Origin of the sequence: Chryseobacterium sp. ON_d1 (assembly GCF_006829085.1) — a bacterium.
Taxonomy (GTDB): domain Bacteria; phylum Bacteroidota; class Bacteroidia; order Flavobacteriales; family Weeksellaceae; genus Chryseobacterium.
The window spans coordinates 64,390-79,465 of record NZ_BJTC01000017.1 but is presented as its reverse complement, the minus strand read 5'-3'; the positions used below and the strand labels follow the sequence as shown (position 1 = coordinate 79,465).

The window sequence follows — 15,076 nt, the reverse complement described above, 5'->3', positions numbered from 1 at the left end:
AAATAACATTATGGAAACCGGAAGATATATTGTCCTTCTGAAAGATCAGCAGAAGGCATCGCTTAAAAAAATAGAGAAGGAACTTGAAGTAAGCATTACTTCTTCAGAATTTCTTTCCAAAGAAAACCGTTCCTATGAAGTCATTGATCAGGATAACGGCGTGCTTTACAAAAATCTTGGAGTTCTTGTAGTGGATCATATGGATGAAGAACAACTGAAAAGCGCCGTTAAAGATGAATCCAATTCTATTGTTTATTATGAAAAAGAACGGGAGTTTTTTCCTGCTGATGAGCTGCAGTTAATCAACGAACTTAAAAAACAATCTGCCGGACTTGCTGAGAAAATTTCAGAGCTTGAAAAATACATTACCAGCAAGCCTCTCCCTCAAAAATCGTTCGTTGAGATGGAATGGGGATTACAGGCTATTGGTTTGGAAAATACCCATTACACAGGAAAAGGAATTGATGTCTGCATTCTTGATACAGGGCTTGACACATCCCATCCGGATTTTGTTTCTGAAGCAGTTGAAGGCAAATCTTTCATAGATGGTGAAGACTGGAACAGGGATCCCAACGGACATGGTACCCACTGTGCGGGAGTTGCCACCGGAAACTTAAGAAGTGACACCGGCAAGCGCTATGGAATCGCTAAGGACTGTAATCTGAAGATCGCTAAAGTATTGGCAGATAACGGAAGAGGCACGACCAGCAGTGTAATTGATGCGATAGACTGGGCAATTACGAAAAAATTCAGAATATTGTCTCTGTCACTGGCTTGTCCGGTGAAGCTTGATGACAAGCCTTCCGTTCTTTTTGAAACCATTGGAGAAAGAGCATTGGAAAATAACTGTCTTATTATAGCAGCAGCGGGAAACGACAGCAACAGACCACAGATTCCCCAGCCAGTTTCAATGCCTGCGAATTCGAAATCGATCATGGCTGTGGGAGCTATTGATGGTCAGATGAAAATTGCGAGATTTTCAAATGCAGGGCTTAACCCGTCTACCGGAGGAAGTATCAATGTCTGTGCTCCCGGAGTGGATATTGTAAGCGCCTATCCTAAAAATGCAAAGAACAAAAACAATTTTTATTATACAATGAGCGGTACCAGTATGGCTGCACCACATGTTTCAGGGCTTGCAGCCTTATATATGGAGCAGTTTCCCGACAAATCAGCCAGAGAAATCTGGGAGCTTATTGAACATAAAGCAAGGCCTATCGAAGGTATAAAATACAGAGATATAGGAAACGGTTTAATACAGGTATACCTATGAAAACTTATCTGGCAGTTTTAAAAAAAGATATCAATTTAAAAAAGCTTGAAGCGCTTCTTAAAAGTAAAGAGATCAAACTTGCGGCCCATTATAAAACCATTGGCGTTGTGAAACTCGAAAGTGCATTGCCGGTTTCTGAAACTGAATTTCAGGCATATTTTATATCTGTAGAAGAAGAAAAAGATAATTTAACAATATAATCATATAAATCAGGCTTCTCTGTCAAAGAGAAGTTTTATTTTTGTTTTCTTATTGATAACATAACATATGAATTTCAGATTTTCAATGGTGTTTCTGATGCTTTTTGCATTGGGATTTTCACAGGACCTTACCGTAATGAGTTTTAATATCAGGCTGAACGTAGAGTCAGATAAAGACAATGCCTGGCCGAAGAGAAAGCAGGACGTTGCAGATTTACTTACCTATTATCATCCTGATTATTTCGGGGTACAGGAAGCACTTCCTGAGCAGATGAAAGATATTAAAACAGGATTAAAGAATTATGATTACATAGGAGTAGGAAGAGACGACGGTAAAGAAAAAGGGGAGTTTTCAGCCATCTTTTATGATACCAACAGACTGGATGTTGTAAAATCAGGAACATTCTGGTTGTCTGAAACACCTGAGAAACCTTCAAAAGGATGGGATGCCGCATTGAACCGAATCTGTACCTATGCTGTATTGAAAGATAAAAAATCGAAGAAAGAGTTCCTTGCAATGAATCTTCATTTCGATCATATTGGAAATGTAGCAAGAGTGAAATCTTCCGAATTGATCCTGAAAAAGATCAGAGAACTCAATCCAAAGAACCTTCCGGTGACACTGAGCGGAGATTTTAACCTGACAGATGATTCAGAACCGATTAAAATTCTTTCCCAGAACATGAAAGATACTTTCTACCATTCTGAAACCAAGCATTATGGCCCTGTAGGAACTTTTACAGCTTTTGATGTTAATACAGTTCCGAAAGACAGGATCGATTATATTTTTACCCAGGGCTTTAAAATAAGATCTCACCGGCATATCAATGACAGAAGAGAAAATCTTTTGTACCCGTCAGACCATTTCCCGGTGATTGTACATCTGTCGCTATAAAAAATCACTTGATTGGAAAATCAACTTCAAATCCAATTCCTCTAAGGGATTGGATTTTTATTTGGGGATCACTGTTGAAGTATTTACGCAGCCTGCTGATGAATACATCAAGACTCCTTCCGGTAAAATAATCATTGGTTTCCCAAAGATTGTCCAGAATATCATCCCTTGTAATAATAGATCGGTTGTGCTTTAGAAGATACAGCAGTAATTCCTGTTCCCGTATGGTCAGGCGGTTGTTTCCGTTAGGATGTGACAACAGAAGTTTAGTAGTATCCAGAGAAAATTCTCCTATTTTTATTTGGGTTTCTGCAACACCAGGAAGACTTCTCTTCAGAATATTTTTGATCCGTAAAACGAGCTCTTCAGGATCGCAGGGTTTGGCAATATAATCATCAGCGCCTATTTTCAACCCGGTCAGACGGTCTATTTTTTGGTTTTTGGCTGTTAAAAACAACAATGGGAAATTATTTTTTTTATTCAAAATCATCTTTGCCAGTGAGAAACCATCTATATTCGGCATCATCACATCCAGAATTCCTATATGAAAAGGAAAATCAGTATGAAGTAATGGAATGACATCTTCCGGATTCTGAAACCAGCTGACTTCAAAATCTTCCAGTTCAAGATACTGCCTAAGGATCAATCCAAAATCCGGATCATCCTCTGCCAAAAGGATTTTAGTTTTCATAAGGAATTGATATTTTAAAAGTACTGCCTGTATGAAGCTGGCTGGAAACATCAATCTTTCCACCATAATGAGCAATGATTTTTTTTACGAAATAAAGCCCTAATCCAAGCCCCTTGCTGTTGTGAATGTTTTTGTGCTGTATTCTGTAGAATTTTTCAAAAATATTATTGAGCTCTTTCTTTTCTATGCCCTGACCATTGTCAGAAACCTCGATTTCCAGATGTTGGAAATTTGACTTAAGATTTATTGCAACAACAGAAGCGCCATATTTTACACTGTTTTCACACAGGTTTTTAATCACCGTTTCCATCAGGTTTTTATCAAAAGGAAGTTTTTGTGAAATTTTGTTTTCAGGTTTAAAATCAATATCAGGATAGGTAACCGCAAGATCCTGAATGAAAAAATCCCAGTCTTTAGGTTGGATTTCGACTGCTTCGTCTGGTATTTCGTCCTTATGAAGCTGAAACATCAGGCTTTCAAGACGGGAAATCTGACGGTCAATAAGGGGAAGCGTTTCCGGATTCCATTCTTTTTTTAGAGCTTTTGATGCTATTTTTAAAGTAGCGATAGGGGTTTTAAACTCGTGTGAAATATTATCCACAATGTTGTGGAGAACTTCTACCTGTTTCTGCTGGGCAGCTAGATTTTTAACTGTAAAAATGTACAGGATCAGAACAAAGGATAAAATTGCAATACAAGACAGGAAAAGCAATGCCTGCTCTTTGAAAACAATACTTTTAATATTTAATATTTCAATACTGGTTTTGCTTCTTACCATGAAAACATTATCTTTTCTGGTCTCACGATTGACTTTTGAAGTGGAAGTTGTTTCCCATTTTCCCCGGCTTAAAATTTCAGGATTTATTATTTTGTTTTTCGTTTCATACAGTATAATGGGCTTGTCCAGAAGATTGACATTGTCCGGCATGAAAGAAATAGACAAGTATTCTATTTTTACGGCAATTCTATATCCTTCTTTTATAAACATACTGTCAACATGATTACTGAATATTTCAACCGTTTGTTTTCTGTTTTCTTCGAAAAAATTCAGAAAATCTTTTTTACTGATTTCCTTATTGTTGTAACGGATGAAAAAGGCTTGTAAAGAATCATCGTCAGTTTTTTTTGCGCCGCCGTTATCTTCCAGTTCATCAGTATAATCTCTGAGAGGAGACTGTATTGCCCTGTAGATTTCTCTCTCTTTCACCTGATAGGTTTTGTACATAAAGTAAACCTGTATTCCCAGTAAAAGCAGGAACAGAGCAGCAAAAACCGGAATCAGAATTTTACTCTTGGCGATCATTAAAACAAAGATAGAACTTTAGCTATTTTCAGGAAATTATTATTATGTCATTAACCTTCTATTAACCGTAGTTTTCATCTTCTAAAATAAAGTTTCATTATCTGCCTGAATCTGGATATTTTAGTGATGAAAAAGACATTAACTCATCATTAACCTTGTATTAACCCTATTTTTTCCAGCCAATGAAGAATTTTGTCCCATAGAACAAAACAATGATTTTGTTGATAGGATAAAAAAATAGCCATGTATAAAATTCTTTTTTTTCTTTGTTTTCCGGTTTTGATTCTTGCCCAGAAAACAATACCTGGAGGAACAGTTGTAAACACTGAAAATGAAAAGCTGTCATCAATAAAGCTGGAAGTGTATGATATTCAGAATACATTAATCAAAGAATTAAAAACGGACGGAAATGGGAAGTTTGTGCTGGAAGATATGACAGATCAGGATGTAAAGCTGGTAATTAAAAACCAGGGATATTCTTTATTTGAGAAAAAAATTAATCTCAAAGAGGCTGAACCGTTGAATATTATTCTTAAAAAGGAATCTCAGGAAATTGAAGGAGTGGTAATGACCAAGCGTAAACCTCTGGTGAAAAGAAAAGTTGACCGCTTGGAATTTAATGTGGAAAACAGTAATATTTCATCACTTAATGCCTGGGAAATTCTAAAAAATACGCCAAGTGTCACAATAAATAACAGTGTATTGAGTGTAAAGGGAAGTACCGGAATTCTGGTGACAATTAATGACAAAAAAGTAATGCTGACGGGGGATGAGCTCAGAAATCTTCTGGAAAATACGCAAGGGGATGAGGTGAAGTCGATAGAAGTGATTACCAATCCGCCTGCAAAATATGAAGCGTCAGGAAGTGCTGTACTGAATATCGTCCTGAAGAAAAATAAAATTGAAGGGTACCGCGGAATTCTCTCCTCCAAATATATACAGACACAATATGCGAAAGGTGTCTTTGGGATTTCCCAATATTATAAAAAGAATAGACTTTCTCTTATGGGAAGCTATTATAGAGGATTGGGGACATACTACCGGGAAGGAACAGATTATGTGAACTACCCGGAAAGTCAAACCCGATGGATCAGTACGATGAACAGGAAGGATAAAAACAATAACCAGAATACCCTGAATTTTAATGCGGAATATGAATTGGACAGCCTGACCAATATTAGCCTCAACTACTCAGGGTATTTTTCTCCAAAATCCTTCGGGGTCTACAATGTGCCTACGTTAATCTATAATCAGCAGGATATCGTAGAATCCAATTATACCACGATCAATGATCACCGTTCACGTTCCATCAATAACGCCGTAAGTTTTCAGATAGACCGTAAGTTGAATAAGAAAAGCAGCCTTGCCTGGATCAATTATTTTACAGGTAACAATGCAGATAAATATCAGAATGTGATAACCTATCTGAACTTCGCAGGACAGGTTCCAAAAGAAGATAATTTTATTACAGAGAATAAAGCAGATGTCCAGCTGTATTCCACTCAATTCGATTATCAGTGGAAAGGAGATCAACTGGAGCTGGAATCTGGAGCAAAGTACAGTTTTGTAAAGACAAACAGTAAGCTTGATTTCTCAGATAACGAGAATGGAGAATTGCAATACAGACCGGAAAAGAGCAGTGTTTTTGATTATAAAGAACATAATTTTGCCCTGTACTCTTCATTAGCCTACAATATTGGAAAGTGGAATTTCAAAGGAGGCCTCCGTGCAGAAATGACAGATCTTGAAGGGGTGGTTTCTGAGCCCTATGAGCTGAATGAAAACAATTACTGGAAGTTCTTTCCTACTTTTTATGTACAGTATACCACAGAAAATAAGCAGGAATTCGGATTTTCTTATGGGAAAAGAATCAGCAGACCTTCCTATTCATGGCTGAACCCTGCAAAATCTTATTATAATCTTTTTTCATATTATCAGGGGGATCCAAAGTTGAAAGCTACCATTACACACAATCTGAACCTTACCTATTCCTGGAAAGAGTGGAATGTGGATTTATATTACCGGAAAGAAATCTATCCATCCATGGAAATTTCATACCAGGAACCCAATACCAGCAGTTTGATCTATTATTTTACCAATATTGAGAAAGGAGAAGCTTTTGGATTAAGTTTATACAAAAACTTTCAGGTCAAACCATGGTGGAATATTATCGTGTCTGAAAATCTTGAGCATAATGAGAATTATTTCAAAGGAATCGATGGAGTAATCTATAAAAACAAAGTCTGGAACTTAGCATCCAATATCTCAACGAGTTTTACACTCGATAAAAACAGTGATTGGAAAATGGAAATCGGACACCGCTATTATTCTCCGGGGATACAGGGAACTTTCAGGATCTCAGAATCTTCTGCAACATATCTGGTGGTCAATAAAAAATTTTTTAACAGAAAATTGGAAGCGAGCCTTTTGTTTAGTGATATTTTTAAAACCTCACAGGAAAAAATAAGTACAAAATATGCCAATCAGGATAATTATTTTATAGATTATCGGGATACCCAAAGTTTTACAGTTTCTTTGAAATTTAATTTTGGAAACCAGTCTGTGAAAAATGCAAAAACAATACAGAAAACTGCAGAACAGGAAAGATTGTAGCTGAATTTAATATAAGAATCACTACAATAAAATATTATTATATAAGAAATGATCTACTGATATCAGATTTTCGCTATTTTTGATGCCAATCTTTAAAAAAGATCGTTATGAAGAAAATTTTTTCCATGATGCTGGTAGCAGTTTCTTTACTGCAATTATCAGCACAGGAATTGTATATGCCGAGGAATATCAAAAAAGCATACGAAAGAGGAACACGTGATATCTCCGGTGCGCCGGGTAAAAATTACTGGCAGAACAAAGGAGTGTATAATGTAGAGGTAAAAGTAGATGCCAGTACAAAAATAGTTTCCGGAAAAGAAACAATTGTCTATACCAATAACAGTCCTGATAGCCTGAATGAGCTGGCCATACGTTTTGTGAATAACCTTCATAAACCACAATCGCCCAGGTCCGGATTTGTATCTAAAGATTTCCTCTCTTCAGGACTTAAGATTAAATCTTTCATCGTAAACGGAGCAAAATATGATATCAACAGTGATAATTGGAGTACGGTTGAAAAAGTAAAATTAAAAACAGCTTTAAAATCCAAATCCAAAGCTGAGGTTAAAATAGAATGGGAATATCCGTTATCAGTACAGAGTGGAAGAGAAGGTCAGATTGATCCTGAAACATTCTATGTAGCCTATTCTTTTCCGAGAATTTCCGTATATGACGATTATAACGGATGGGATATGATTCAGCACTCAGACAGGCAGGAGTTCTATAACGATTTCAATGATTACAGTTTTGCCATTACAGCCCCAAAGAATTATGTGGTGTGGGCAACCGGAGATTTTCTCAATCCGGAAGCAGTACTTCAGTCGGAATATTTAAAAAGATATAAAGCTTCATTAAAGAGTGATAAAGTGATGCACATCGCTACAGAACAGGAAATGAAGTCAGGAAAAGTGACCAGGCCCAATAAATGGAATGTATGGAAATTTAAGGCCAGCCATATCACAGATTTCTGTTTTGCACTGAGTAATCATTATGTGTGGGATGCAGCAAGTGTTCAGCTGAAGACAAAGAGAGCAAGTGTTCAGGCAGGGTATAAGTCCGGTGCGAAAGATTTTGAACATTATGTAGACTGGATGCGTTATAACTTAGATTGGTTTTCTAAAAACTGGCCTGGCGTAGAATATCCTTACAACGTCATGACAGCTATTCAGGGATATGCAGATATGGAGTATCCGATGATGATCAATGATACCAGTATTCCTGATGATCTTCAGGATGCAAGATTGACTGCAGATCATGAAATTGCCCATACCTACTTCCCTTTCTATATGGGAATCAATGAAACTAGATATGCATTTATGGATGAAGGCTGGGCGACCACGCTTGAATATCTTATAGGAACTGATGAAAACGGAGAAGCTGCTGCTAAAGAATTTTATAAAAACTTCCGTGTTAAAAAATGGATTAATGATCCATCTGCCGAACAGGATCAGCCGGTGATTACAATGAGTACTCAGGTGAGTGGTGCCGGGTACGGAAACAATTCCTATGTGAAAGCATCTTTATCCTACCTGGCTTTGAAAGATTATCTGGGAGATGAGCTTTTCAAAAAAGCATTGCATCATTATATGGACAACTGGAATGGGAAGCATCCGGTTCCATGGGATTATTTCAACTCGATGAATACCGGATCAGGTAAAAATCTGAATTGGTTCTTCCAAAACTGGTTTTATACCAATAATTATATTGATTTAAAAGTTGCAGGAGCTTCCCAGATGAATGATATGCTTACGATAAATGTTGTGAATGTGGGTGGATTTGCCATTCCGTTTGATGCTATATTATCTTATGAGGATGGAACTACAGAAAAACTGCATTTTTCGCCTTCTGTCTGGGAAAAAGATCAGAAGATGACCGATCTGGTGATTCCAATTAAGAAGAAAATAAAAACGGTACAGCTGGACGGAGATCTGTTTATGGATTATACACCGGAAAACAACCGTAAAAATTTATAAAAGTAAAGCCTTCAGATCATTTTTGAAGGCTTTATATTTTAAAAATAAGCAGTTAATCTTAACCCCAACGTAATATAACTGATTTTTTCTTTTGCGATCAGATGGTTGAGTTCCTGATCCAGCTCAGCACTTTCTTTAATCTCATCGCTGAAATGATAACGTATGGTAGAGTTGATCTGATTATAGTCTGTATAGAAAGTAAGACCCAATCCCGGATTGAACTTATAAGTCATGGAAGCTCCCGTATTCCAGCGGAAAGCAGGCTTAGGCTTGTATTTGGCAATCTGAAGCTCATGATTGGGAGCATCTACATTCTCTCCCTTTACGAATACTTTTCCACTTGCAGTGGCAGCATAACCTCCTGTTAATTTTAACGTGAGCTGCCATTTATCTGATAATTCATGAGAAAAATAAGGCCCAATACCCGCAGAAAGGAAGCCCATAGATTGGGTTTTAATTTCATGATCCCCAAAATCCTGTCCGTCATCAAAGGTTATTCTCTGAGACTTAATAGGGAAGCTGCTGAAACTGACATCTGCACCCACTCCCCATTTTTTTGAAAAGAAGTAAGCACCTTCCAACCCACCTTCAAAACCGGTCTGCTTTTTATCGTCCAATTCAGATTCTTTCAGGAAGTTAGTGGTTCCTAATGCTGTACCCATTTTTAATGCTAAAAAGGATGGATAATCATTTCCCTGTATTCTGGATAAAAGACTTAAATTATCCCCTTTGTTTTTATAAATCCTGTCAATAAAAAAATAGCCGAGTTCTGTTGATATAATTCCGATACCGGCACCCGCAAGAATATCAGGAACCCAGTGTCTGTTATTTAAGTTCCTTCCGAGTCCTGTAAGGGTGGCAGAACCATATCCTGCAATACTGTAAGCTGGGTTTACCATCCCGTATTCCTTATGCAGAAAACTGGCATTGGTGAAAGCCATAGCAGCATGGCCTGAGGGGAAGGAATTGTTTTTGGATCCATCTGGTCTTTCAACTTTCGCCGTATATTTTATAGAATTGACCAGAATGGCCATGATAACCAAACTTGTACCATAAGATAAGGTAGCTCTTCCTATATTATTCCGCCCTTTTACGCCGGCGAGCTTCAATCCATAAACAGTGACAGCAGGAGCATACTGAAGATAATCATCATATTTTACCTTAAAATTGGGAAGATATCGGTTCCTGACTTCACGGATGTTCTCTTTTTCTCCCCATGTTGCAGCTGCAGCACCAAAAAGAATAGCAGGAGCCACTGATTTTTTTACCCATTCCTTTTGGAAAAATGGAGTTCTGCTCTGAAATAGGCAGCCGGAAGAATTGATAAGAGCAATATCTTCTTTGAGATTTCTGGCTTGGATAGTATCCTGTGTTTTGATTTTGATGCTATCCTGAGCTTTAATACAGGATAGGTGCAATAGTATTCCTGATGCTAATGCTATTTTTTTCATCTTAGTAAGTGGTGAGTTAAAATCGCGTAAAAATATAAAAAAAATCTATCCCAAAAATTGAGATAGACTATTTTAATATTTTTATAATATTCTGACTGAGACTGTTGATTATCTTAATCCGGATCTAGGTCCTGACGCTGATACTACAGCCTGCATTCTCGTTTTTTGATTGGCAGAGAACATAAACATTGCTTTGTCATCCACGTAATCCATATAATTCATGAACATCTGAGAGCGGCTCACGCCTCCACAGGCTCTGTTCAGAGGATAAGTAGGAGTTCCGTAATTAGGGCCTGGCGAAACTGGAGTATCATTAGAGTAATCAGTTTGGCAGCCTGCATCAGAAGATCCCCAAAGGTGTGGAAGATTGAGGTAATGTCCCACTTCATGCGTTACAGTTCTTCCTAAGTTGAACGGAGCTGAAGCACCGGTTTTTCCTATATACTGATAGCCTATTACAAGTCCGTCATACCATTGTCCTGCATTTTCAGGATAATAAGCATAGCCTAAAGTTCCGGGTTGTCCATTTTCGTCAAGAATTGAATTGACAACCCATATGTTCATATTTTTAGTCACATCAGTTGCGTCAATGCCCCCTGTGCTTGCTTTTTTCATCTCCTCAAGATCAGATCTCCAGCCTGTTTTTGAGCTTTGTTTTCGGTTGGTAGCAACCAGTTTAAAGCGGATTTTTACATCCCCTGCTGCTGAAGGTTGAAAAGCAGAAGGAATTTTAGTAACATCGGAATTGGTACCTCCATAGTCAGCATTGAGTACAGCAATCTGTTCTGCAATTCTTGTATCAGAGATGTTTTGAGCAGAAGTGTTGTAAATGACATTAAAAACTACCGGGATCTCAACCGTTCCATCTGCCAGAACTTTTCCCAGTTTAAGATTTTCAGCAAATTTTTCGGTTCCGAATTCGATGTCAGCTACTTTTTGTTTGAGTGCAGGGTTTTTCAGAAACATTGCCTGTCTGATTTCTTCCGATGGGCAGCTCCTTTTCAGGGCACTTGGAACAGAAGGTTCCTGATCCGGAGAAGTCTCATTTTGATTGTTTAAGCTGTCAGAGTTACAAGCCGACATGAAGCCCAGGACCAGGGCTCCCAATAAGAATTTTTTCATATCGTTATAATATAATTTGGTTGTGGCTGTGAAATTATATTATTTATAATTGATATGCAAGTTATTTTATAAAATAATTATCAATTGTGTGATATATGTTTCATTTGTTTAAGTATATCTTAATTGAAATTGTATTTTATTGAATTTTAATCAATTTTAATTAATTCTTTTATGTTTCTAACTTAAGTCTGTTTTTAAATGTAAATATTTTTTTATTTTATTTAATTTAAAGAATATTTTTTATAATAATCTGATACTATATGATCTTTACAAGGGATAGACATTATAATTTTCATTACTGTTCTTAGCAGGGGAGAAATAGGATAAAAAAAAATCTATCCCAAATCTGGGATAGATCTAAAATATTTAAAGATTATTTTTAATACACTCTCAATCCGGATCTTGCACCAGATGATGCTACAACAGACTGCATTCTTGTTTTTTGTCCTGCAGAGAACATAAACATGGCTGCGTCATCTACATAGTCCATGTAGTTCATGAACATGACAGATCTTTGTACACCGCTGCACGTATTGTATAATGGATAAGAAGGTTTTCCATAATTAGCACTAGTTTGTGTTGGAGTATCACTTACCAGGTCATTTCCGCAGTTAGCATCTCCCCAGATATGTCTTAAGTTTAAATAGTGGCCTACTTCATGGGTTGCGGTTCTTCCAAGGTTGAAAGGTGATGAAGCTCCTGTTTTTCCGAAATATGGAGCCCCGATTACTACCCCGTCATTCCACAATCCTGCCGATTCAGGGAAAGTGGCATATCCAAGAATGGTCTGCCCCTGGCTGGTCATTTTACCGACTACCCAGATGTTTAAATAATTGGTAGGGTTTGTTGCATCAATTCCTCCTTTGGAGGCTTTTTTCATATCATCATTGGTTGCCCAGCTTGTTTTTGTGGTGGATTTTCTAACGGTATTTACCAATCTGAATTTTACTTTCGTATCACCAGACTTTACGGTCTGGAATTCAGTTGGGATTTTAGTGGCATCACTATTGGATCCTGAGTAGTCAGCATTCAATACTGCAATTTGCTCAGCAATTCTTGCATCGGAAACGTTTTCAGCAGTTGTTCTGTATAAAACATTTACAATAACGGGAATTTCTACACTTCCATCAGCAAGAACTTTACCTACTTTTAAATCATTGGCAAATTTCTCTGTATTGATTTCTAATGCGGCAAATCTTTGTTGAAGTTCCGGATTTTTTTTCAAAGCTTCCTGTCTGATTTCTTCAGATGCACAGCCTCTTTGCACCAGATTGGCAGAAGTTGCAGGCTCATCAGCGGGATTTTCTGTTTGATTGGAAATGTTGTCACTGTTACATGCAGTCATTACACCGAGCATAAGAGCTCCGAATAGTAGTTTTTTCATATCGTATAATTTTGGTTGAGGCTGTTAAATTATACTTTTTAAAAATGATGTGCAAGTGATTTTTGAAAATATTTAAATAATTGATATCTTTTAATAGTTTTAAATGATTATAATTTAATATTAACCTGAAAATATTGTGTTTTAATTAATTTAAACAAAATGATTTTTTCAATTCATTTTTTAATTATTTTAAATTAATACTTTTCGTTTAAATTTATTTTTCAATTAATTTTTTTATGATAAAACTTAATTTGCAAATCCGTTTTTAATAGCGAAAACTGCCAGGCCAACACGGGTTTTCAGATCCAGTTTTTCACAGAGCTGATCGCGGTAGCTTTCAACCGTTCTCGGACTGCAGCACATTCTGTCTGCAATTTCTTTATAACTGAGTTCGGTCACAGTATATTTCAGGAACTCTTTTTCTCTGTCAGAGATTTTTACTGTGATTTCAGATTCTGTTTCTTTATTAAGATTGGTAAAAATAATTTTGGATGCCCAGTCCGGATAAAAGAAACCGTCACTATTCAGTCGGGTAAGAGCTGTTTCCAGATCTCTTGGATGAGTGTTTTTTAAAAGATAGCCTTTTGCCCCGCTTTTAATCATCTTAATCACGCTGTTATCATCTCCCTGCATGCTGAGAGCCATAATTTTAATATCAGGATGATTTTTTGTAAGCCAGGCTGCAGTTTCAAAACCGTCCATAATCGGCATACTGATGTCCAAAAGAATGATATCCGGAATGGGGTGGCCGCCTTCAAATTTTTCGATGAGATCTTTTCCGTTTTCACAGACATAGATCACTTCAAATTCACTGAAATTACCGATAATACCTTCCAGGGCTTTTGCAATAAGTATATGGTCGTCAACGATTACAATAGTTTTTTTCATGACTGTTTTTTTAAGGTAATATTAAGTTGGGTTCCTCTATTTTCATGGCTTTCCATACAAAAACTGGCTCCTATGATTTCAGCCCTGTTTTTCATATTGGTAAGACCTATTCCGTTGGATTTGATCTGTGAAGTATCAAACCCGATTCCGTCATCACGGATATCGAGTTCCCAAAGGATATCCTCAGAGGTATTCAGGGTGATAAAAATATTTTTACAGCGGGAGTGTTTTATACTGTTCTGAATGAACTCCTGTGTAATTCTGAGCAGCATATTTTTATGAACAAATCCTAAATCCAGCTGCTTAAAGTTGTGTTCAAAACTGACGGTACACTTCTTAAAGGAATTGGTATTGTCTACTTCTTCCTGTATCAAAGTTACAATTTCCTTTTGGTTGATATTGTCATCTGTCAGAGTTTTTGAAAGGCTGCGGAGATCCTGCAGAGACTGATTGATGATCTGGGAAACCTGATCTATTCTTTCGCTCGCTTCCGGGACTTTATTTTCATAAAGCATCTGCTGAACATACAGACTCACAAGAGTAAGTTTTTGACCAATATTATCATGCAGTTCCCGGCCGATCTGCTGCATAGTGGCCTGCTGGATTTCCAATTGGGTAGCCAGAAGCTCTCTCTGATGAAGTTCATTTTTCATCTCGATCTCATTCAGGTATTCTTTTTTGCGCTGTCTGTAATTCCGTATATAAATAATTACGGCGATTACAAACATCAAAAAAAAGATGTTGAATGAAATAATAGTTATTAAGAGCTCTGTTTTCCCCATATGAATGAACTTGCAAATAAAATATACATCACTGCTCCTGAAACCTGAAAATAAGCAAAATATAAATCCCAAATATTTCTATACTGCCATAGGAGAGACATGAAAGTCATGAAAGGAAGAGTTCCTATATAAAAAAGTGTGACACCTAAATTAATATAAAACATCTTATTGGTGCTGAATTTTAAAATCTCCGATGAATTTACCTGCTTATAATATTCCATGATAACAAGAATCATTAAAAATAAACAGCCGAAAGTATAATTAAAAGAAAAAACAATCTTATTATCCGGAAAGAATAAAAGGCTGGGGATATATGATAGAAGATGTGTGGCAGAAAATGTATAAAACAGTTTTGTTTTTTTTAATGATTTTTTTGCATACAACCAATAAAAGAAGATAAATTGTAAGGGCATTACAAAGTAATTGTAAAACAGTACTCTATTAATGTGAAGAGGTTTCTCACCCCATTTTACAGCAGATTCGCATAGAAAAATAGTGATA

General features: G+C 36.8%; 12 protein-coding genes. 5 read left to right on the top strand and 7 right to left on the bottom strand.

Going from position 1 to position 15,076, the window contains the following annotated elements; translation table 11 throughout:
* The first annotated feature begins 10 nt into the window (after positions 1–10).
* The 3 genes from CRS_RS22255 to CRS_RS22245 all read left to right on the top strand — a co-directional run bounded on the left by CRS_RS22255 (position 11) and on the right by CRS_RS22245 (position 2,368).
* Positions 11–1,273: a S8 family serine peptidase gene (locus tag CRS_RS22255; RefSeq protein ID WP_142726147.1), complete on the top strand. Its 1,263-nt coding sequence runs from the start codon at positions 11–13 to the stop codon at positions 1,271–1,273.
* The gene (locus CRS_RS22250; protein WP_142726146.1) at positions 1,270–1,473 is read left to right on the top strand and encodes a hypothetical protein; all 204 of its coding nucleotides are present in this window, start codon (positions 1,270–1,272) and stop codon (positions 1,471–1,473) included. Before CRS_RS22255 ends, CRS_RS22250 begins: the two co-directional genes overlap by 4 nt.
* A 67-nt stretch (positions 1,474–1,540) precedes the next feature.
* Positions 1,541–2,368 carry an endonuclease/exonuclease/phosphatase family protein gene (locus CRS_RS22245; protein ID WP_172617137.1) on the top strand — a complete coding sequence of 276 codons (828 nt, stop codon included), beginning with the start codon at positions 1,541–1,543 and terminating at the stop codon, positions 2,366–2,368.
* A 4-nt stretch (positions 2,369–2,372) separates the two neighbouring features.
* Here the strand turns inward: CRS_RS22245 and CRS_RS22240 are convergent, their stop codons facing one another.
* Both CRS_RS22240 and CRS_RS22235 read right to left on the bottom strand, forming a co-directional pair.
* Positions 2,373–3,059 (bottom strand): response regulator transcription factor, encoded by a 687-nt coding sequence (locus CRS_RS22240; protein ID WP_142726145.1) that lies wholly within the window; start codon positions 3,057–3,059, stop codon positions 2,373–2,375.
* Positions 3,049–4,362, bottom strand: a complete 1,314-nt coding sequence (locus tag CRS_RS22235) for a sensor histidine kinase KdpD (protein WP_142726144.1) — start codon at positions 4,360–4,362, stop codon at positions 3,049–3,051. Before CRS_RS22235 ends, CRS_RS22240 begins: the two co-directional genes overlap by 11 nt.
* Positions 4,363–4,605: 243 nt before the next feature.
* Between CRS_RS22235 and CRS_RS22230 the strand changes: the two genes are divergently transcribed.
* Both CRS_RS22230 and CRS_RS22225 read left to right on the top strand, forming a co-directional pair.
* Entirely contained in the window at positions 4,606–6,975 is a 2,370-nt protein-coding gene (locus tag CRS_RS22230; RefSeq protein ID WP_142726143.1) for an outer membrane beta-barrel family protein, read from the top strand.
* Between the two features lie 107 nt (positions 6,976–7,082).
* The gene (locus CRS_RS22225) at positions 7,083–8,948 is read left to right on the top strand and encodes a M1 family metallopeptidase (RefSeq protein ID WP_142726142.1); all 1,866 of its coding nucleotides are present in this window, start codon (positions 7,083–7,085) and stop codon (positions 8,946–8,948) included.
* 38 nt (positions 8,949–8,986) lie between these two features.
* Here the strand turns inward: CRS_RS22225 and CRS_RS22220 are convergent, their stop codons facing one another.
* The 5 genes from CRS_RS22220 to CRS_RS22200 all read right to left on the bottom strand — a co-directional run bounded on the left by CRS_RS22220 (position 8,987) and on the right by CRS_RS22200 (position 14,521).
* On the bottom strand, positions 8,987–10,399 hold the full coding sequence (locus tag CRS_RS22220; protein WP_142726141.1) for a phosphatase PAP2 family protein: 1,413 nt from the start codon (positions 10,397–10,399) through the stop codon (positions 8,987–8,989).
* Positions 10,400–10,507: 108 nt separating this feature from the next.
* Positions 10,508–11,521 carry a zinc metalloprotease gene (locus CRS_RS22215; RefSeq protein ID WP_142726140.1) on the bottom strand — a complete coding sequence of 338 codons (1,014 nt, stop codon included), beginning with the start codon at positions 11,519–11,521 and terminating at the stop codon, positions 10,508–10,510.
* Positions 11,522–11,900: 379 nt separating this feature from the next.
* Positions 11,901–12,905, bottom strand: a complete 1,005-nt coding sequence (locus CRS_RS22210; protein ID WP_142726139.1) for a zinc metalloprotease — start codon at positions 12,903–12,905, stop codon at positions 11,901–11,903.
* 246 nt (positions 12,906–13,151) lie between these two features.
* Entirely contained in the window at positions 13,152–13,793 is a 642-nt protein-coding gene (locus tag CRS_RS22205; protein ID WP_142726138.1) for a response regulator transcription factor, read from the bottom strand.
* A complete protein-coding gene (locus tag CRS_RS22200) occupies positions 13,790–14,521 on the bottom strand; it encodes a sensor histidine kinase (RefSeq protein ID WP_228451327.1) in 732 nt (243 codons plus the stop codon). Before CRS_RS22200 ends, CRS_RS22205 begins: the two co-directional genes overlap by 4 nt.
* Positions 14,522–15,076 lie beyond the last annotated feature (555 nt).